At 41.9% G+C, this 20,058-nt stretch carries 21 protein-coding genes and 1 pseudogene; 13 read left to right on the top strand and 9 right to left on the bottom strand.

What is annotated here, in order from left to right:
- Window positions 1–61: 61 nt before the first annotated feature.
- The 4 genes from ACXADT_RS17645 (at window position 62) to ACXADT_RS17630 (ending at window position 4,513) form a co-directional block, all read left to right on the top strand.
- A complete protein-coding gene (locus ACXADT_RS17645) occupies window positions 62–745 on the top strand; it encodes a response regulator (RefSeq protein WP_474832126.1) in 684 nt (227 codons plus the stop codon).
- A complete protein-coding gene (locus ACXADT_RS17640) occupies window positions 745–1,749 on the top strand; it encodes a sensor histidine kinase (RefSeq protein ID WP_474832124.1) in 1,005 nt (334 codons plus the stop codon). The genes ACXADT_RS17645 and ACXADT_RS17640 overlap by 1 nt, the downstream gene beginning before the upstream one ends.
- A gap of 99 nt (window positions 1,750–1,848) precedes the next feature.
- A complete protein-coding gene (locus tag ACXADT_RS17635) occupies window positions 1,849–2,610 on the top strand; it encodes an ABC transporter ATP-binding protein (protein ID WP_474832123.1) in 762 nt (253 codons plus the stop codon).
- Window positions 2,600–4,513, top strand: coding sequence for an FtsX-like permease family protein (locus ACXADT_RS17630; protein ID WP_474832121.1), 1,914 nt, complete (start codon window positions 2,600–2,602; stop codon window positions 4,511–4,513). The genes ACXADT_RS17635 and ACXADT_RS17630 overlap by 11 nt, the downstream gene beginning before the upstream one ends.
- A gap of 32 nt (window positions 4,514–4,545) precedes the next feature.
- On the opposite strand, the gene ACXADT_RS17625 is transcribed toward ACXADT_RS17630, so the two are convergent.
- Entirely contained in the window at window positions 4,546–5,181 is a 636-nt protein-coding gene (locus ACXADT_RS17625; protein WP_474834579.1) for an STAS domain-containing protein, read from the bottom strand.
- A gap of 6 nt (window positions 5,182–5,187) precedes the next feature.
- Entirely contained in the window at window positions 5,188–5,391 is a 204-nt protein-coding gene (locus ACXADT_RS17620) for a hypothetical protein (RefSeq protein WP_474832120.1), read from the bottom strand.
- A gap of 122 nt (window positions 5,392–5,513) precedes the next feature.
- Here ACXADT_RS17620 and ACXADT_RS17615 point away from each other — a divergent pair, with 122 nt between their 5' ends.
- Both ACXADT_RS17615 and ACXADT_RS17610 read left to right on the top strand, forming a co-directional pair.
- The gene (locus ACXADT_RS17615) at window positions 5,514–6,293 is read left to right on the top strand and encodes a GNAT family N-acetyltransferase (protein ID WP_474832118.1); all 780 of its coding nucleotides are present in this window, start codon (window positions 5,514–5,516) and stop codon (window positions 6,291–6,293) included.
- Window positions 6,294–6,365: 72 nt separating this feature from the next.
- A complete protein-coding gene (locus ACXADT_RS17610) occupies window positions 6,366–7,328 on the top strand; it encodes a ring-cleaving dioxygenase (protein WP_474832117.1) in 963 nt (320 codons plus the stop codon).
- Between the two features lie 83 nt (window positions 7,329–7,411).
- Here the strand turns inward: ACXADT_RS17610 and ACXADT_RS17605 are convergent, their stop codons facing one another.
- Both ACXADT_RS17605 and ACXADT_RS17600 read right to left on the bottom strand, forming a co-directional pair.
- The gene (locus tag ACXADT_RS17605) at window positions 7,412–8,023 is read right to left on the bottom strand and encodes an acetate uptake transporter (RefSeq protein ID WP_442865184.1); all 612 of its coding nucleotides are present in this window, start codon (window positions 8,021–8,023) and stop codon (window positions 7,412–7,414) included.
- Window positions 8,024–8,183: 160 nt separating this feature from the next.
- Window positions 8,184–9,512, bottom strand: coding sequence for a hypothetical protein (locus ACXADT_RS17600; RefSeq protein ID WP_474832115.1), 1,329 nt, complete (start codon window positions 9,510–9,512; stop codon window positions 8,184–8,186).
- 351 nt (window positions 9,513–9,863) lie between these two features.
- Between ACXADT_RS17600 and ACXADT_RS17595 the strand changes: the two genes are divergently transcribed.
- The 3 genes from ACXADT_RS17595 (at window position 9,864) to ACXADT_RS17585 (ending at window position 12,788) form a co-directional block, all read left to right on the top strand.
- Complete coding sequence (locus ACXADT_RS17595) at window positions 9,864–11,084, top strand: GrpB family protein (RefSeq protein ID WP_474832113.1); 1,221 nt, start codon at window positions 9,864–9,866, stop codon at window positions 11,082–11,084.
- 19 nt (window positions 11,085–11,103) lie between these two features.
- A complete protein-coding gene (locus ACXADT_RS17590; protein ID WP_270181386.1) occupies window positions 11,104–11,298 on the top strand; it encodes a hypothetical protein in 195 nt (64 codons plus the stop codon).
- A 287-nt stretch (window positions 11,299–11,585) separates the two neighbouring features.
- On the top strand, window positions 11,586–12,788 hold the full coding sequence (locus tag ACXADT_RS17585) for an alanyl-tRNA editing protein (RefSeq protein WP_474832112.1): 1,203 nt from the start codon (window positions 11,586–11,588) through the stop codon (window positions 12,786–12,788).
- Between the two features lie 34 nt (window positions 12,789–12,822).
- Here the strand turns inward: ACXADT_RS17585 and ACXADT_RS17580 are convergent, their stop codons facing one another.
- Window positions 12,823–13,032 carry a DUF2642 domain-containing protein gene (locus ACXADT_RS17580; protein WP_474832111.1) on the bottom strand — a complete coding sequence of 70 codons (210 nt, stop codon included), beginning with the start codon at window positions 13,030–13,032 and terminating at the stop codon, window positions 12,823–12,825.
- 163 nt (window positions 13,033–13,195) lie between these two features.
- On the opposite strand from ACXADT_RS17580, the gene ACXADT_RS17575 reads away from it, so the two are divergent.
- Window positions 13,196–13,579, top strand: a complete 384-nt coding sequence (locus ACXADT_RS17575; RefSeq protein ID WP_474832109.1) for a VOC family protein — start codon at window positions 13,196–13,198, stop codon at window positions 13,577–13,579.
- 14 nt (window positions 13,580–13,593) lie between these two features.
- A pseudogene (locus tag ACXADT_RS17570) lies at window positions 13,594–13,985 on the top strand (VOC family protein).
- Window positions 13,986–14,013: 28 nt separating this feature from the next.
- Here ACXADT_RS17570 and ACXADT_RS17565 read toward each other — a convergent pair.
- Window positions 14,014–15,450: an MDR family MFS transporter gene (locus tag ACXADT_RS17565; RefSeq protein ID WP_474832107.1), complete on the bottom strand. Its 1,437-nt coding sequence runs from the start codon at window positions 15,448–15,450 to the stop codon at window positions 14,014–14,016.
- 179 nt (window positions 15,451–15,629) lie between these two features.
- Entirely contained in the window at window positions 15,630–16,052 is a 423-nt protein-coding gene (locus tag ACXADT_RS17560; protein WP_270181392.1) for an organic hydroperoxide resistance protein, read from the bottom strand.
- A gap of 156 nt (window positions 16,053–16,208) precedes the next feature.
- Here ACXADT_RS17560 and ACXADT_RS17555 point away from each other — a divergent pair, with 156 nt between their 5' ends.
- Window positions 16,209–16,658: a MarR family winged helix-turn-helix transcriptional regulator gene (locus tag ACXADT_RS17555; RefSeq protein WP_474834577.1), complete on the top strand. Its 450-nt coding sequence runs from the start codon at window positions 16,209–16,211 to the stop codon at window positions 16,656–16,658.
- A gap of 36 nt (window positions 16,659–16,694) precedes the next feature.
- Here ACXADT_RS17555 and ACXADT_RS17550 read toward each other — a convergent pair whose 3' ends face one another.
- Window positions 16,695–18,209 (bottom strand): esterase/lipase family protein, encoded by a 1,515-nt coding sequence (locus ACXADT_RS17550; RefSeq protein ID WP_474832105.1) that lies wholly within the window; start codon window positions 18,207–18,209, stop codon window positions 16,695–16,697.
- A gap of 280 nt (window positions 18,210–18,489) precedes the next feature.
- On the opposite strand from ACXADT_RS17550, the gene ACXADT_RS17545 reads away from it, so the two are divergent.
- Window positions 18,490–18,954: a hypothetical protein gene (locus ACXADT_RS17545; protein ID WP_474832104.1), complete on the top strand. Its 465-nt coding sequence runs from the start codon at window positions 18,490–18,492 to the stop codon at window positions 18,952–18,954.
- A gap of 86 nt (window positions 18,955–19,040) precedes the next feature.
- Here the strand turns inward: ACXADT_RS17545 and guaC are convergent, their stop codons facing one another.
- The gene (gene guaC, locus ACXADT_RS17540; RefSeq protein WP_474832102.1) at window positions 19,041–20,024 is read right to left on the bottom strand and encodes a GMP reductase; all 984 of its coding nucleotides are present in this window, start codon (window positions 20,022–20,024) and stop codon (window positions 19,041–19,043) included.
- Window positions 20,025–20,058: the final 34 nt, after the last annotated feature.

Here is a 20,058-nt window from a genome sequence, read left to right as displayed (position 1 = left end):
GAGCGAATGTGTGGTAGGATAGTAGTTGGGTAAAAATGACAGATGAGCGTGGTGAAGTATGGTGTTCAAGGTTTTTCTGATCGAAGATGATCAGTCGCTGTTTAGTGAGATGAAAAAACGCTTAACCCAGTGGTCGTATGATGTACATGGGGTGAGTGATTTTAATCATGTTTTTAAGGAATTTGTGGAGCTGAAGCCGGAGTTAGTGATCATCGATATCCAGCTTCCAAAGTTTGATGGCTTTCACTGGTGCCGGATGATTCGAGAACATTCAAACGTTCCGATCATCTTCTTATCGTCTCGGGACCATCCGACAGATATGGTGATGTCCATGAATCTTGGGGCAGATGATTTCATTCAAAAGCCGTTTCATTTTGATGTTCTCGTTGCTAAGATTCAAGCGATCTTAAGACGTGTATACAATTACAACACCGAAGAGACTGGCGTGAAGACGTGGCTTGGAGCGACGGTAAATTATGAGCGGAATCGCTTATCGAATGAACAGGGCACGATCGATTTAACAAAAAACGAAATCTATATTCTAAAAATCTTGATCGAGCAGAAGAATAAGATCATTAGTCGGGATGAAATCATCACGGTGCTATGGGAAGATGAACGATTTGTGAGCGACAATACGCTAACAGTCAATGTGAACCGATTACGAAAGAAACTAACAGAGCTTGGACTTGGAGATTCGATCGTAACGAAGGTTGGTCAGGGATACATGGCTGTGGAGCGTGTGTAATGATTAAAACCTTTCTTATCGAACGTAGAAGTTGGATCGGTCTATTTCTTTTTCTGCAGCTTTTGCTGCTCCTAACCTCGTACGTTGATCAGTCGATTTCGTTCTCGTCGATTCTGTACGTTGTCTTTCTTTCTACGCTCATCATGACGATTTTTCTTGTCATGAGATATCGAAACGAAACAACATTTTACGGAGAATTAGAACAGAGGGAAAACGACCTTGAAAGATGGAGTGTTCCTGAGGCAAACAGTCCCTTTGAGCAAATTGTTGAACGTAATTTAGTTTCAGAAATCGAAAAGCTTCAAGAAGAAGTATCAAGAAAACAGGTGGCGATTGAACAAGAAAAGGATGATATGCTTTCGTGGATTCATGAAGTGAAAACACCTCTTACTGTCTTGTCGTTAATGATTGAGCGCCTCGAGGATAAAGAGGCAAAAGCTCAGTTAACGTACGAGTGGCTTCGGATTCACCTTTTGTTAGATCAACAGCTTCATCAAAAGCGCATTTCATTTATTGAAACCGACGTGTACATCGATCGGGTAAATCTTGAGTCAATTCTTTTCGGTGAAATTAAGACACTGCAATCGTGGTGTATCCGAAAAGGAATCGGATTTGAAATTGATCTTGATGTAGAGGAAGTGTTGAGTGATGCGAAGTGGCTTGCGTTTATCATAAGACAGCTATTATCGAATGCTGTGAAATATAGTGATTCATCCGATTTGAATATTACGAGTACGATGATTCAGGATCAAGCTGTTCTCATTATTACTGACTATGGACGAGGAATCGACTCGCAAGACTTACCTCGTATTTTCGATAAAGGGTTCACCTCGACAACGAGGCATTCCGATCATGCTGCGACTGGAATGGGTCTTTACCTTGCGAGGAAAGTTGCAGATGCGCTACATAGTAAACTAGAAGTGGAGTCAGAGGCTGGTGTTGGGACGACTGTTATGGTGATCTTCCCTAACGCAAATAAAGTTGAATCGATTAGAGGCGTGTGACAAAAGTGTCACATGCTTTTGTGTTTTGTTAGGTGATTGAAAGGAAACCCGTTCTCACCTCATTTACACTTAAGACATCAAGTAAGGGGAGGTCATCACATGATCGTATTAGAAGCAGCAAAATTACATAAAAGCTATGGAAATAAGTTCACGAAACATGAAGTGTTAAAAGGGATCGATTTACAGATCGAGCAAGGGGAGTTCGTCAGTATCATGGGGGCATCTGGGTCTGGTAAAACAACGTTGTTAAACGTTCTCTCATCAATCGATCGAATCAGTCATGGGTCGATTAAGGTACAAGGAAAAGAAATATCAAAATTAAAAGAAAAGGAGCTAGCAAACTATCGAAAGCATGAGCTCGGCTTTATCTTTCAAGAGTATAACCTGCTCGATACGCTTACAGTGAAAGAGAACATTCTTCTACCGCTATCAATCAAGAAGGTATCGAAGAAAGAAACGAATGAAAAATTTAAAGAAGTGGCGGGAGAGTTGGACATCGAGAGTATCGGTGATAGCTACCCAAATGAAATCTCTGGAGGACAAAAGCAACGGACGTCAGCAGCACGTGCATTCATCCATGAACCGAGCATTATATTTGCTGATGAACCAACAGGTGCCCTCGATTCGAAATCTGCTTCAGACCTGTTAACCAAATTGAGTGAGATGAATGAGAAACGAAAAGCAACGATCATGATGGTCACGCATGATCCTGTGACGGCAAGTTTCAGCTCACGGGTAATCTTTATTAAAGACGGAAGCATCTACACCCAGTTGAATAAAGGAGAGCAGTCGAGACAGGCATTTCTTAAGGACATCATGAAAACGCAAGGTGTGCTTGGCGGTGTGACGTATGAGTACTAAACAACTCATATTCCGTAACCTTCAGAAGAACGTAAAAAACTATTATCTTTACATTTTTGCACTCGTCTTCACTGTTGCGCTTTACTTTACGTTTGTTACTTTGCAATTTGCCCCGGCCCTTAGCAATGACAGTTCGATCAATGCTACAGCAGCTATCCGAACAACATCGATCTTTTTGATCGTCATTATAGGAGTCTTTCTTCTATATGCGAATAACATCTTCATCAAACGGAGAAGCAAGGAAATCGGGCTATTTCAGCTGATCGGGATGACGAAGAATCGCATTTTTTTCATCGTTAGCATTGAAAATGCCATCGTGTTCGTATTGTCGATCTTGATAGGAACTTTCGTTGGTTTTGCTTTATCAAAGCTCATCCTAATGATCTTTTTCAAGGTAGTAGGCATAGAAGAAACAGCAAGTCTCTACTTTTCTTTGGATGCGTTCTGGTTAACTCTTGCAGTGTTTGGGTTCATCTTTCTTCTCCTGATAATAAGAAACTATTTCTTTATAAAGAAGAGAACAATACTATCACTGTTTAGTGTTTCAACGACTGCTGAAGAACGAGTGAAACGAATGTCAGTTTGGGAAATCGTCATGGGCGTTTTAGGAATCGCATTTATTCTCCTCGGCTACTATATATCATCACGGCTATTCGAAGGAGATATCACCTCTCTCGTTCAGATGATGATCGCCATGGTGTCGATTCTTACGGCAGTCATCGTTGGAACCTATCTTTTCTATAAAGGATCTGTTCGCTTCATTACGAATATCATTAGAAGACAAAAGCGTGGTTACCTCGATATCAATGCAGTGCTGTCTCTTTCATCGATCATGTTTCGGATGAAATCGAATGCTTTCATGTTAACGGTCATTACCACGGTTTCAGCAGTTGCAATCGGTTTATTATCTTTGAGCTACATTTCGTTCTATTCAGCAGAGAAAAATGCTGAGATCAGCATACCCGATCATTTTGCGTTTACAGATGTTGATGATGCCGAACGATTCCAGAAATCACTTCAGAAAAACGCCATCCCATTTGAAGAAAAAAGGGTGGAGTATGTTCAGAAGGAAGTAGACATCTCATCGCTAATCGATACTGATCTGGAATTAGCCATGGATCCTTCAAAAACATTCATGACCTTAGTAAGTGAAAATGCTGTATCGAATAGTCTAGAAGAAAACGAAGTGATGTTTACAGGATACAATCATGTGGTCGAGGCGATCATGCCTCTTAAAGAGAAAGGAAAAATCAGTGTAAGCAGTGAAGGATCTTCATTACCACTGACCTATATCGGTTTAGAAGAAGAATACATCGTAAATAATCGTGTGTCTCTTGGAGGGTTACCGACCGCTGTTGTAGATGAGAAGCTTTTCTCAACCTTACGAGAGGAAGAATCAAACAATGTTTATGTGGGGATCAATGTGACCAAAAGCAGTACGCATGACGAAGCCAATACATTGTTTCATGATCTCGGTTTCGGTAACATCTATCAGTCTCAGTCAGATCTTGCAACAGATCAAAAGCAAAACATGGGCTTGGTGATGTTTATCGTAGCGTACCTTGGCCTTACGTTCCTTATCACGTCAGGCTGCATCCTTTATTTTAAACAAATGGATGAAAGTGAGGAAGAGAAGCCAAGCTATCGTATTCTTCGAAAGCTAGGGTACTCAAAACGTGATTTGCTCCGTGGAATCGCTGGTAAGCAGGTGTTCAACTTTGGAATTCCGCTCATCGTCGGGTTACTTCATAGCTACTTCGCTGTTCGGTCAGGCTGGTTCTTCTTTGGTACAGAACTATGGACACCGATGATCATAGTGATGGTATTGTATACAGTTCTCTATTCGGTCTTTGGGCTGCTTTCGATTAAGTACTATAAACAGGTTATTAAAGAAGCGCTGTAATCAAAAACAGACCAGGAGCGTCCCTGGTCTGTTTAAGTTTCTTTTACGAGTTTGTATCCGATATAATCTAAGGCTTGCTCCAAGTTAGATCGTACAGTAATGTCTTCAAGATCACTATCCGATTGAATGGCTCTCAAGGCAAGCTGAGGCCGAATGCCGGTTATGATCATATGAACACCCACAAGGTCGAGGGACTTGCTGATTTTCAATAGGTTGCTCATATTGCTCTCATCAATATCAATAAGACCCGAGAGGTCGAGTAATATGTATTCGAGATTTTTCTTCACACTGTGTGCTAAGGTAGTTTCGATAATTCGCTCTGTGCGTTCGTTATCGACGTCTCCGATTATCGGTAGAATCGCTACTTCACTTGAGATGGGAACGAGCGGTACAGATAGCGTTTCGATGTTCGTCTGTGCACGATCTAGTTCTAAAACGTTTCCTAATAAATTTGCCATCGATTTCATGAGCGCAACATGGTCTTCACTAAAATGATAAGGACGACTGTCCATCCCGCAAAGTGTTCCGAAGTTTTCGCCGTTTTGAAAATTGATCGGTACTCCGATCAATGAGCCTCCACCAAGACTTTTTGTAACATCCATATCTTTTGTAAAGGCATTTGTCGTTAGATCTTCAATGATGAGCGGTTCACGACCAGCTCGTACGATGAATTGTCAGTAAGAATCACGATATAACGTTTCGAAACCGGATTCGAGTAGAATTTCATTTCGATTAAACGCTTCGAGGATATCAACGTCTTGTTTATCGTTTCTAGCGACGAAAAACGTATTCACGTCGATAAACTTGCTGATTAGTTCTAGTACATCTTTTGCTGCGTCATGAATGCTTTTGTATGCAGGGGTTTGCGTCATCTTCATCTTTCGCTCCCTTCTTCATTAAGAATGTGTTTCTTGTATAATTTAATCGTAACATAATTTGGAGAAAAAGGGTTTATCAACGCTGACAAGGATTTATTTCCAACAGAGAAGAGGGGATCTTTATGACGTACAAAAACCGATTAGTAAATAATTTTATTTATAAAGTTTCTTACTTTGCGAAACGCCTAAAAACGATGGAAGTAATCGAAACCATGGACGCGACAATTGTTGACTCTGGTTACCCTTCAGATACGTTTAATGTTATTGCGATTCGACAAACGCTCTCAGAAGAAGTCTTCTTAGGAGCAATATCTAGGTTTAAAAATAAAGAGTATCCTTTGAGCGTATGGTGTTGGAATGAGGAAAGTACACGTAAGAACGATTTCAATAACCTTGGATTGGTTGAGACAGAGACCAATGTTGCAATGGTTAAGGAAATGGATGATACCGAGAATGAACCGGTACTTCCAAAAGGTTTTGAGATTAAAAAAATCGAATCACCTGAAGACATCGTCTTGTTCGGAGCGTTGATTTCTTCATTTTTCGGAGATTCATTAGAAGGAAAAGCGGTCAAGTCATATTACGATGACGTCGCTTCTCTCAGCATGAAGTCTTCGGATTTGACGTTATACATTGGGATTGCTGCAGGAAAACCCGTCACGACTGGTTCAATAATCGTTAGCTCAGATAGTGTTGGCATTTATGATATGGGAACATCGGATGAAGAACGTGGAAAAGGGTACGGTACTGCCATGTTTCGTTATCTTCTTTCTGAAGCAAGTAAGTACGAGAAGGACGCCTGTTTCTTGCAAGCATCTCCGGACGGATTTGCTATTTACAAAAGTGCTGGCTTCAAAGCGATTGGAGAAATGAAAGTATATGGATGGGGATGTGACAGTTAGTTTGAAATCAAGTATATTGAATTCGAGATAATTTTGGTTTATACTAGTGGTGAACACAAAGGAGGGATCACGATGCACTTATTAGGACTACATCACGTGTCCATTTTGACTGGAAAAGCAGAACGAAATTATGAGTTTTTCACAAAGATCCTTGGTATGAGATTAGTTAAAAAAACAGTGAATCAAGACAATACAGAATCTTACCATCTATTTTATGCGGATGGGAAAGGTACACCGGGTACAGACATTACATTTTTCGATATTCCAGGGTTAGGGAAATCATATAGAGGAACATCAGATATTTCGTATGTTTCATTGCGAGTAAAAACTACGGAAGCACTTCACTTCTGGAAAGAACGTTTTGAAGCTTACAATGTGAAGCATGAAGACATACAGAAGCGAGCAGGTCGTCAATCGCTCGGTTTTGAAGACTTTGATGGCACGAGACTGATTCTTGTTGCTGACGATGGTGAAGAAGGTGTAAGAGCCGGAACGCCTTGGGAGCGGGAGGATATTCCAACAGAACACAGCATTGTAGGACTCGGACCTGTGACATTAACAGTTGACGATCCTAAACCTACAGTACAAGTGTTAACAGAAGTGATGGGTTTTAGAGAAGATGGAACGTATCCCGCACCAGAAAATAAGAAAGATATTCTCGTTTATTCAACGGGGGAAGGTGGAAGTGGAGCTGAAGTCCATATCGAAGTTCGCCCTGATCTTCCTAAAGCTCGACTTGGAAGAGGTGGCGTCCACCACGTAGCATTTCGTGTTCCAAATGAAGAAGAGTACGATAAATGGGCTGATCGCTTGAATCAATTTAGATTACCCAACTCTGGAAAGGTTGAGCGATATTATTTCAAAGCGCTTTACTTTAGGGAGCCGAATGGCATTTTATTTGAGTTATCCACTGATGGACCTGGATTTGCGACGGATGAACCGTTAGAGTCGATGGGTGAAGCGTTAGCTCTTCCGCCATTTCTTGAGCCAAAGCGAGCTGAAATCGAAGAGAAGTTAAGACCACTTGAGTTTTAATACACAGAAGGACCTCTCTAGAGGTCCTTCTTTTTTGTGTGGCTTTGCGAAAAAAAAGAGACCTAAAAGGTCCCTCTGTCATGCTATTTAAATACCCCAAATGGCTTTCCTACTGGTATCGTTACTTTTCCGAAATGCGTGTTGAGCACACTTGCAGCAGATCCATAGAAACTGAAGATCGCGATGAGGAACTCAGCAATCGCTGCGACTAAGTGCATCGCTTCAGGAGCGATTCCTAGCGTTGATAGAGAAAGTCCGATGAAAAGAAAATCAATGAGAACGAAAATGATGAATAGCACTTTATGTGTTTCCATGGCACCGATCGTCATGAATAAGCTGAAGATCAAGTACCCGATGTAGGCGATTCCTAGTTGGTTCGGATCAACTGCGCTTGCAGCCGCATCTCCAAAGACTCCAAATTGGATCAACCACGAAGTGCCGACACCCATCCAAAATAGTCCGAATGCGCCAAAAGCAGTTGTGCCAAACGTATTGTTGTGCTTTGCGTCTAACACGCTAGCGAAAAGTTGTGCGATTCCTCCAAGAAAGATTGCCCATGGTAATATGAACGAAACGCCGTCCGTCAATCCGAGTTTTGCAGATGAAGCGACGAGTGTCACCATCGCTAATCCAAATAACCCGATTGCGGAAGGGTCAGCTACTTTAATTTGAACTTGCTGTGTTTGATTCATGATGTAACCTCCTATAAAACATACTTGACCACTTTACACAATAAAAGCTTTGTATGCAATAGGAAATTATATGGAAGCGCATTCTTTTTTTAGCACCGAATGAAGGGGTCAGTAGCTATTATCCGTCAAGAACCCCCGTGCACAATGTGCGCCTTGGTCACTGTTAATGGGAATCTTTATGCTCTTGCAGCTTATCATCCTGAGACTCTAGTTCGACAGCATTGATCGAGCCATTCTCTTCTGATGAAATGAAAGAAATCATATTATCGCCTGCATGATACACATGGTAATATTCTCCTCTAAGCTCGTTTAAGAAAACTTCATCTGGCTCACCGAACTGACAGGTCAACAGTTCATAAGGGATCGCAGGACCTTCAGATAATGCGTTGTAGCGCATATTGAAGACTTTATCGTCTACCGTCATGTAGGCATACGTATTATCAAAGAAAGCAGGAATTCCTTCAAAATACCAATCATCATATTGAAGGGAAGGATTTGAAGCTTTTAATTCGTCTTCCGTCATTCCGAGAAAGATCGAAGCGTTCTTTAAGTGTCCTTTCTCTGCAAAGGATAAGAGTCCAGAATGAAATGGTTCAGCTGAACAGCTCTTGTCTGCTTTTGCTGTTGGAAGTTTTGGAGGATCATCAGTCATAGTGAAGTCACCAGAGAATTCAACGGCAGCACCGTGGTAGTAAAGGCATGAATCTTCTTTAAAAGTGATCACATTATCATTTATTTCGAACGTTCCTTTGCATTCTGGCTGATCATTATCTTGGAAGATCGCTTCGTTTCCGTTTGCTTTCGCCTTTCCAGTAAGCTGTCCAACATGTGCTCCATTGCTTACGTCAAATGAGAACATAAATGAATCAGGTGTTACGTTATACACGCTTAAGTTACCGGTGTCGAAGCTTCCATCGATGTAGAGGGCTTCTTTCCAGTGTGAGATATCCTCTTGTTCGTCAGCTTCTTCGGTCGTGGCTTCTGCATTATCTGAAGGTTCTTCTTCAGATGATGCTTCTTCTTCAGAGGAAGACTCTTCTGTTGTTTCTGTACCTATAGGAATAAACGTATAAATGCCGTTAAACGATACATCAGCGACGTTTTGACATCCCTCTGTAGTTGCTACTGCGACCGCTTCTTTTTCTTTCGTGAACGTGACCGTACATTCATTATCATCAGGGTGCGTATAGACAGCCTGATCATTTCCGCTTGAGGTACCAGCTAGTTCACCGACATCTTGTCCATCGTAAGCAAATAACGAAAAGGCAAAAGAATCTCCGCTTGGGTCCGTAATATCAAGAGTTCCCATGATATTTCCGTTTTCTTCCCATTTGTACGTTCCTTCTGTCCATGATGGTGTTGTGCCGACTTCCACTGCTTCAGTTGGCTTTTCAGCTTCGCTTTCCTTTGAGGCGTCCTTTCCAGGAAGAAGGTTACAAGAAGCGGTTAGAATGAGAGAAAGAAATAAGAACATGAGGCGCAAAGGTCGCATAAGATTCCTCCCGAACAATAGATTTGGACTTATTATACATAAACCCTAGTAAAAGAAAGGGCTATCGGTGTCGAGTCGGAAAAATTTTTACTGTCTAATCTAGCAGAATTCCAATGTCTGCTTATAGGAGATTTCCAGGGAAATGATTGCAGAAAGTCGAATGATTTTGGTGGAAAGTCTTGAACGGTAAGCGTACATTGAAGCCGACAAAAACCTCCATGTCTTTTTAAAGTCTTTTTGGAAAGGGTTTCTCCCACTTTGAATGGAAGATAGTAGGACGAATGTAAATGCTAGATTAAGGATGGTACCGATGAAGGGTACAAGTGAGAGAAACAGAAGAGGAGTATCGGTATGAGAGAAATCGTTGAATTTGTATATGAGGAAACTTTAAGGGAGAGCGCAGAGAACGTCTATCGCAAACATAAAGAGATCATCACACGAGCGATTCCGGGTGCTGAAGTTTATCATGTTGGCAGTACAGCCGTAAAAGGATCTTTAACGAAAGGTGATGTGGATCTCCAGGTTCGTGTAGATGAAACTGGATTTGAACATGCGAGGACGTTCTTAGACAAAGCGTACGCTCTGAATGAAGGAAGTAGTCAAACATCATTCTTTGGAGCTTATGAAAAGAATGATGAAGTGTTACCGCTCGGGCTACAATTGACGCTGAAGCATTCTGAGGTCGATCACTTTTTGAAAGTCACTGGTTATTTCAAGGAAAACCCGAGTCTAACGACGAAATATAATTCATTAAAATCTACTTTTCATGGGAAAGAGATGGAAGCATATCGTAATGAAAAAGCATTGTTTATGGCGGAGGTACTCCGGTCACCTGGCTATCTAGCTCTTTCACGAAGGTATGATCTTTATGAGAAGGTGAAAATTGTAACAGGTGAGAAGTTTGTAACGATCGAGGAGCTTGATCACGCATCCGAAAATGAGGTGGAAGAGCTTCTTGCAAATGTACTGAGCGATCCTGCTTTTAAAGAAAAAGAAACGCTGAACATTGTATGCAGCGGAGAAGAGATATGCAGTTTCCTCGTGGAGGAGGGATTTGTTCTACATGATGAGACGGTCCAGGTGACACATGATCTTCAGATGGAAATTGCAGAATCATCCCCTTTTACGTTCGTCTCGCTAAACGGCGGAGAAGAAGATGTATTCAAAGATGTATGGGCTGATGCGATGTCTGGTTCATTCAATTCCAAGTCTTCTCTTACGATCGAGGATCATCTGAAAAGCGTTGAATGTGAGCTTGGAGAGGGATGGAGAAAGAGCTGCCTGACTGTTTATGAAGGTGAAAAAGCAATCGGCGTCATGATGCCTCATATCGAACCCGGAACAGAAACAGAAGGACGGCTGTTTTATTTTGGATTAGTACCTTCTGAGAGAGGTAAAGGAAAAAGTAAAGAGATTCATAGACAGGGCTTGCGCTTTCTTCGAGACGATTTTGGTGCCAAATCTTATGTAGGAAATACGAGTCTTCGAAACATTCCCATGATACAAACGTTTAAAGCGAACGGCTGTCGTGAAATATCGAGAAATAAGGTCTATACGTTACGAAGAAAATGAGGCGGGTAGGTGATGAAAGGTGATCGCATATTTATTGAGGCATTGGGTTCCGTTTGCGATCGGATGTATCGTAGCGATCTCTTTAGTGGATCTACTGAAAGGTGAGCGAATAAGCTGGCCTTTCATCACGTTATTTTGTATCGGTAGTTTGATCATGTATATCATCCTCTGGCAATTTAAGAAAGGCGAAAAGGACAGCCATTATTCCGGTTGAAGATTGAGTGAGGATTATCGGTACCTTTCTTTGATGTGGTATCCTTTTACTATCGGTAACAAATTGTGAAAGGTAGTTGTACACTATGGATATTATTTCAGATAACATCATGGCGTTTGGAATTTTGTTTTTAATAATTGCCATTTTGCTTTCAAAGTTTACAAAGAAGAAGTGAGGGAAAGGCTTGAGGATTCGTTGCCTCAAGCTTTTTGTTTGGAGAGAAAAGGTGCAGGGCGTGCACTGGACGTGATACGATAAAAACTATTATGTAGAAAGAAGGGTATCGATTGACGGAAAAATATTATTATGAAGATCCATACATACGCACATTTGAATCAACGTTAGAAAAAGAGCAAACGGACGAGAACGGTCACTATGTTGTTTTGACATCAACAGCTTTTTATCCGACAGGTGGCGGGCAGCCTCATGATGTGGGAACGATCGATGGTGTTGTTGTAAAAAATGTTGAAGAAGTCGATGGAGAAGTTCGTCACTATCTTGAATCACCTCTCAGTGGCCAAGAGAAAGTGAGAGGTGAAGTTGATTGGAACCGTCGCTTCGATCACATGCAGCAGCACGCTGGCCAGCATATCTTGTCTGCTGCGTTTGAAGATCTGTTCGGGTATAAAACGATCAGCTTTCACCTTGGAAAGGATACATGTACGATCGATCTCGACATTTCAAACCTCGTTGAAGAGGAAGCGAAGCGTGCTGAGGATGTTGCGAACAATGTGATCCTCACAAATAAAGAGATCGTTGCAAAATGGGTAGCTCCAGATGAAGCTAAACAGTTTCCACTTAGAAAGAAGCTTTCTGTTACGGAGAACATTCGTCTCGTCATGATTCCAGATGTTGATTACAGCGGATGTGGTGGAACGCACCCCGCTTCTACTGGGGAAGTAGGCGGCATCAGTCTTTTAAAATGGGAAAAACAGAAGAAGCTTGTTAGAGTAACGTTCGTATGTGGGAAGAGAATCATCGATGAGCTTTATCAAAAGCAAAAAGTGATGGAGAAGTTGACGAAAACGCTTAGCGTTCCTCAAGAAAACGTAGCGGAAGCGGCACAGCGTTTGGTTCAGCAAACGAAAGAGCAGGAGAAAGCGATGGACGATTTACGTGAAAAGCTCTTAGCTTTTGAAGCTGAAGCGCTCGTGAATTCGCCACTTCCTGTTGGAGATTATAACGTAGTTCAGCTCATCACAAAAGAATATGGAATGAAGGAGCTTCAGAAGCTCGCGAAGATGATGCTGAATGAAAACTCTTCCGTTATCGTACTCCTCGTTAGCGAGGTAGGAGAGAAGATTCAAATCGTCTGTGGTAGAGGGACAGATGTTAACCTGGATATGAACCTTGTCCTAAAGGAAGTCTTACCTGTGATCAACGGGAAAGGCGGCGGAAAGAAAGATTTTGCGCAAGGTGGAGGAGAAGCGATTCGATCTGCAGAGGATGTTTTAAAAGAGTTGATCTCGCAATGTACTGTCGAGGTTTAGTTAAGAGGGGAAGCACGTAACGTGCTTCCTCTTTTTATTCTGGCATAATCAAAACGATTTGTTCAGTGTGTACGATCCGTTCACACCCAGAGTCATAGAGCACGATGTGATCAGGCTGAACGTGAATAAGACTTCCTCGAAGCGTGTCTTTCCTCGTTTGGATGAGTAACGCTTTTCCTAGGGTAGCGTATAAGCGGTTCAGCATATATGGGTCAACACAAGCAAAACGGTTTTTACAGTTCATACTTTCATCCCCTTACACGGAAGCATTCGAACTCATCGTATGCACTAATGGATTATTTTGATCTGAAGTAAACTGAATAATTAAAAAATAACTAGCGAAGGAACAAATGTTCTGGTAAGATAAAAGAGAGTTTTGTATACATAATTTAGGAGGCGATCGAGCAATGTTTGAAATGACGATTCAACTACGTGTATCTGATATGGAAGAAGGTTTGGCTTGGTACAAAGAACTTTTTCAGCGTGATCCTGATTTTGTTCCACACGAAGGTTTCGTTGAATGGGAGATGCTGCCCGGAAGTTGGCTGCAGCTTGCTGAAGGAACACCGACGGAAGGAAGCGGTCCGCTAAGATTAGGGGTAGAAGACATTTCAGCAGAGCAAGAAAGAGTTATGAAGAAACTAAACGTTGCTCATTTCGAAATACACTCGAGAGAAGAAGTTCCGGTAAAATGGGGAACATTTACGGATCCATGGGGAAATCGCCTAGGGTTTTATGAGTACCTTAACAAAGAGATGGAAGCGGAACGCATGCAAACGATTTTGGGATAAATGGAGGGAGCAGGTTGAGTTCTTTATTAAAGCGAGTCGGCACGACCTATATTCCAGTTGCAAATCCTAAGAATTCTTCAAAATGGTACCAAAATGTTCTAGGTGCTGTTGAAAACTATGTGGATCATGATAAAGCGATCATCGATGTTGCTGATCAAAGTTTTTTCTCGTAAGAGCGAGGGATGGGGAACGATTAGGGTTTACCGATTATAAAGGAAATCAGCATTTTGGTGTAACGTTTGAAGTGGATGGTTTGAATGCACTTCAAGATTTGCGCGCTGAATTACATGAAAACGGTGTGAGGGTAGGAGAAGTGGAAGATCGTGGGCATGCAGGTAATAATTTTGTGTTCAAAGATCCTGATGGCAACGTGTTCGATGTGTGGAGCGAATTACGCAAATCATAAAGAAAACTCGTCCGATGTGGACGAGTTTTTACATATTCACTGATTTTGGTTCCGCTGCTTCTTGCTCTTTGGCCATTTCTTCAGGGCTTTTCTTGTTGATAAAGAACGAGAGCAAGAGCCCAATAAAGGTGAGTGCGACAATGACGATAAACGCGACTTTTACACCATAAATATCTGGGTTAGCAGTAGATCCTTGCTGTGCGGTTTGTGCTGTTGTCGTCATGACCGTTACGAGGATGGCTGTACCGACAGACGCTGCGATCTGCCGCATCGTATTATTCATCGCTGCACCATGCGGGATGAGTCGTTTTGGCATCTGATTGAGTCCTGCGGTCGTAACAGGCATCATCACCATGGAAAGCCCGAACATGCGGATCGCATACATAACGGTAAGGTAGGTGATGGTAGTCGTTGGATCGATGAATACAAAACCGACTGTTGAAGCGGTAACGATCGTTAGCCCCACAATAGCAAGTAATCTCGCACCGAACTTATCAAAGATTCGACCAGTGATCGGAGACATGAACGCAACGATGACCGCTCCAGGTAAAAGGACTAATCCTGATTCAAAAGCTGTAAAGTCTCTCATGTTCTGCATGTAGAGTGGAATTAAGGTTTCTGCACCGATCAAGCCAAGGAACATGATCATTCCGATTATGGTTGTGATTGTGAAAATTTTATCTTTAAACACTCTGAATTCTAGCATCGGATGAGACATGCGTAACTGTCTGGTGATGAAGATCGCGAGGGTAACGACACCGATCGCTAGGACGATAAGCGTAATTGGGCTATCCCATCCATTGTTTCCTGCGCTTGTGAATGCATAAAGTAAACCACCGAAACCGATGGAAGATAAGATGATTGAAACAGGATCAACCTTAGGACGTGAAAGCTCTGTCACATTCTTCATGATGAAGTATGCGATGATGATGATCATGATGGAAAGCGGTAAGATCGACCAGAATAATAAGCGCCACGAATAGTTAGCCGTCAACCATCCGGAAAGTGCTGGCCCGATCGCCGGAGCGAACGAAATGACGAGCCCGATATATCCCATTGCGGTCCCTCGTTTATTAACTGGAAAAATCATTAAGAAGACAGTTTGCATCAATGGGAGCATCACACCCGCACCAGCGGATTGAATCACCCTGCCCATCAGCAACATGCCAAAGTTAGGGGCTAATCCACCGACAACGGTTCCGACTGAGAAGATCCCCATCGCGGTAATAAATAGCTGTCTTGTCGTAAATCGTTCGAGTAAAAAAGCACTCACTGGAATCATGATTCCATTCACTAGCATAAAAACGGTCGTCAGCCATTGACCGGTATTGGCTGTGATACTCATTTCTTCCATAATAGGCGGAATGGCAGTGATCATAAGGGTTTGGTTCAATATCGTAATAAACGATCCTGCGAGTAATAAGGCAGCGATCAGTAATTTATTATAAGGTTGAGTGGTCGTCATTTAAACGCCTCCTTTCTAGTTGACCGTTGTTAATTTAAGAGTTTCGTTTACTAGTTTAACTGCAATCAATTATCAAATTATACTCCTTATTCAACCTCGTGACAAACACTCTGATCGATAGAATAGTAGAATTTTTCACCCAAAAAAAGAGCCGCCGAATCGGCAGCTCTATCGTCCATCTATTTCGTAATCGTATTTAGTTCAACTTCCATATTGCCGCGAGTTGCTCTTGAATAAGGGCATGTTTCGTGAGCGGCTTTTACTAATTCCTCTGCAGTTTGTTGGTCGATGTCTGGAATCGTAACCGTTAATTTCGCACTGAGTCCAAATGCACCATCTTCTTCTTTTCCGATGGAGACATGGGCTTCAACAGAGGTATCGTTTAGTTTAACTCGCTTCATTCTTGCCACCATATTGAGTGCGCTATCGAAACATGCTGCATAGCCAGCTGCAAAAAGCTGCTCTGGGTTCGTAGCTTCTCCACCTTGTCCACCAAGCTCCTTAGGCATACGAAGATCCATATTGATCACACCGTCTGAGGACTCAACCTTCCCTTGACGACCACCGTGAGCGAATGCTTTTGCTGTGTATAATGGTTTCATTCTAATCTCCTCCTGTTATTTAAGTTGTGCACAATTTAATTTTACAAAATATAATATACGGCACATCTTTCACTTTGTCAACGATTTAAAGTTGACTTCCTTGGCTCTTCAAGATAAATTGATTGTGCACAACTTTTGTAAAAGAAGGTGTTAAAGATCGAACGAAATGATCAATTAAAATTAGAAAATCAGCTTTGTTTTTCTGTTTATGCCTGTTCAAGAGAAATTACAAAGATGTATCGTCCATACTTAGATAAGCTTGGAATCACTTATCCTCAATACCTTGTGTTACTCGTTCTGTGGGAACATCACGAAACAACCGTCACAGCTCTAGGTGCAGAACTTTATTTGGATTCTGGAACGTTGACGCCACTGCTTAAAAGGATGGAAGAGGCAGACCTTGTTAAGCGCGAACGCTCTAAAGAGGACGAACGAAGAGTGATGGTAAGGTTAACAACCAAAGGAGAAGAACTAAGGGAAGAAGCTTCGATTATTCCGGATGCGATGGCTACTAACAGCGGTTTGTCAAAAGAGGAGTTTAAAAATGCGTTGACTGGTTTTCAACAGCTACTCGATCACATTCATTCTATTAATGATAAGAAATAAGAAAAGACCCGAAGCACATCGCTTCGGGTCTTTTCGCTATGGCCTATAAACCTTCCCGTTTTTATCAACATAGATCGTATAAAGAATGGTTCGCTCGAATTGTTTTCCTTTCTTAGTATCACCCTCAACGTCGATCATGATGTGATAGATTCCTTCACCCGCTTTTTTAATAGGGAAAGATTCTAGTGCATGAAATTTCTTTGAGCTGATCTTCTTTTGTTTTACTTTGCCATTTTTACTATATTGAATCACGATGTCTCCTTTTAGAGATTCTGTCTCGATTGCAGAAGAATCAACTACTAATTTTACTTCGCTAGATTTCTGTTCATCGACTGTAATCCCATCATTAAGCTCACTATCGTAGGATACTTGCATCAAATAGCTTTCCTTCTTCTGCTGTTTAACGATGGCCTTCCATTTACCTGAACGTGGTGAATCTACTTTTACCTGATGGTGATAGGCACCTTGAAAGACTCCGCTGTCTTTGGTTGCTTTCAAGGTTGTAAATCTTTTGCCTTCAGGACTTTCAATGATGACGTCAGAGTCTTTGTTTTGACTCATCCAATCGAACGCAATGCTCTTAGCACCTTCTTCAACTTCGAAGGTTTCAACCTTTGTTCCTGTAAATTCGCCGCCCCTAACTAGTACATTCCCCGTTTCAGTTTCTTCATTAGTACCATTGAACGATCGGTGTGATGTAAAGGCAGGAACAGACTGATTGAGGTAAGGCTCGAACAAGTTGAATGTAGCGTTACCGTTCTTTATTGTTCCGTGATCCCACTCCCCAACTCGAACTTCATTCCCATATGGCAGTCTAGAACTTTTGACCGTAACTGCTCCATCATTTGCTCCGTATTGTCTTAAGTAAAGACCACCCCAGTAAAGCGAGCCACCGAAGCTACCCCAATCTGTACCACCGAATGTGTAGTAGGGCGTTAGCATTGTTTTTGAATTTGAATCTGTGATCGAACGAAAGTAGCTCATATATCCGGTTTGAAGAGAATAGGTTGCATCGTTTTTGGTACCGATGATTGCAGATAGCCATCCGGCCCAGCTGCTGTAGGCAAGGTCTGCGAGTTGTGAGCCATGGTGAGGGGTTGAAAGCGTGATGATCTTATCAACATACTGATGTGCATTAGAATGAACGAGCGCGGACTGTGCATCGATTCCGCCTTTACTATGAGTGACGAGGATCATTTTTTTACCAAAATAGGTGTACATCTCTGATAGTTTAGTGGAAAGGAGCTGACCGTTGTCCCACATGTTTTTCGTCGGGTAAAGGTCGATGAATGCGGTTTGATAGTTCTTGTTGTATGTTATTTCATCCATATCGTTCTCGTCGATCCATGTGTTAGAAGAGCTGTTCAACCCATGTACGAACACGATTGGAAGCGACCCTGACCGCGTTGAAAGTGGCTCATCTCCTATGTACCATTCACCAGGTGTCCCAGTAGCATCACCTTTTCCAAGAATTCCTGCGTATGCATCGTTAGCGAGGGGCGGGGCAAAAAAGAGAAGGAAAACAAGTAACGGAATCAGTCTTTTTTTCATAAAACCCTCCTAATTACTTTATTTCATATTCTAACTGTATGAATATTCCATCAATACAACAAGAAACGATATCACTAGTTTAAAGAAATTTTTGATAGGTCTATTGGATTGAAATGACCGGTATATCGACATATATCTAGAAGATGTGAGAATGAATGAAAATGGTATTGAGAAAGGTGGGTATATTGCACTAACTAAAGAGCTCCTTTTAGAATAAATGGAACTTTATGGGAGGGGGAATCGTATACCTTAGTAAATGCTACAAGGGGAGGGCACAACCATGCATATTCGGATGATCCTTATTGCGGTTGTACTTTTTACGCTGCCTGCTTGCATTCAGTGGGAAGAAGGAGGCCAGAATACGCCTGAAGAAGCTGTGAAAACATACGACCGAATAGAAGATGAACGTTTTTATGAAACCTATAAAGTGAATGACGAGCTAGCGTTAGTTTTTCTGAAAGGAACGTATACAGAAGAAGCAATATGGCTTGCAGAAGTTCACTTTGTTCGTGACAAAAATTTGTGGAGCGTACGGTCGATCACGAATATGAAAGAACCATCTGATGACATAGGAACGTTTAAAAGAATGTTTCTTAGCAAAGACGATGGATATAGCGTTGGTTATGTAAAAGGTGACATTGACAAGAGTAACGTCGAAGAATCTGACAACTATCAAATTGTCACGGAACTAGAAGAGTATGAAGAATGGAAGATTTGGGTGAACGAAACGCCTTTATTGTTTTAGGGAAGTTAGGATGAAGCCAGCGGCACAAAGATACCATCCATCTGAAACATGAAAAAAGCCACACCTTATCGTGTGGCTTTCACTGTTTAGTATACTTTGTCACCATTAAAAATGGAGTTCTTTACAACCACATAATCAACGTGGCGTAGTGCATCAAGGTTCGTACCACCTGCATAAGAGATCGCAGACTGCAGATCTTGTTCCATTTCAATGAGGGTGTCCTGAAGGGAACCTTTATGTTCTACGAACATTTTCTTGCCTTCAACGTTTTTCTTCTCACCTTTTTGGAATTCAGATGCTGATCCAAAGTACTCTTTGACAAGCTTTCCATCACGTTCTGTCGTTTCACCAGGGGATTCTTCGTGTCCAGCGAAAAGTGAGCCGATCATGACCATCGATGCTCCAAAGCGAATGGATTTTGCAATATCACCATGAGTGCGGATTCCACCGTCAGCGATGACCGGTTTGCTTGCAGCTTTCGCACACCAGCGAAGAGCGGCTAGTTGCCATCCGCCTGTACCAAATCCTGTTTTGATTTTCGTAATACATACTTTACCTGGTCCAATTCCTACCTTTGTTGCATCAGCACCAGCATGCTCGAGCTCTCTGACTGCTTCTGGTGTACCAACGTTTCCAGCGATGAGGAAACTGTGTGGCAAGTTCGTTTTGATGTGTTTAATCATTTCGATCACGGCTTCAGAATGTCCGTGTGCAATATCGATTGTGATATAGTCAGGGGTCAGGTTTTCTTCTGCAAGCTGCTCGACAAAACGGTATTCTTCTTCTTTCACTCCGATACTGATCGAAGAGATAAGACCTTGCTTCTTCATATCACTCACGAAGGACAGGCGTCGCTCCGGTTGAAAGCGATGCATGATATAAAAATAGCCATTTGTGGCTAAATAAGTAGCGATTTTTTCATCTATGATCGTCTGCATGTTGGCAGGAACAACTGGAAGCTTAAACGAATGCTCACCTAGTGTGATCGTTGTATCACATTCAGAGCGACTGTTAACCACACATTTAGCAGGAATTAATTGAATATCTTCATAATCAAACACGTTTTCCATAATACACACCCCTAAATACGAATAATCATTGATA

Source organism: Anaerobacillus sp. ABR4_321 (assembly GCF_056158505.1).
The sequence above is the reverse complement of the archived record's forward strand: the minus strand, read 5'-3'. Positions and strand labels throughout refer to the sequence as shown.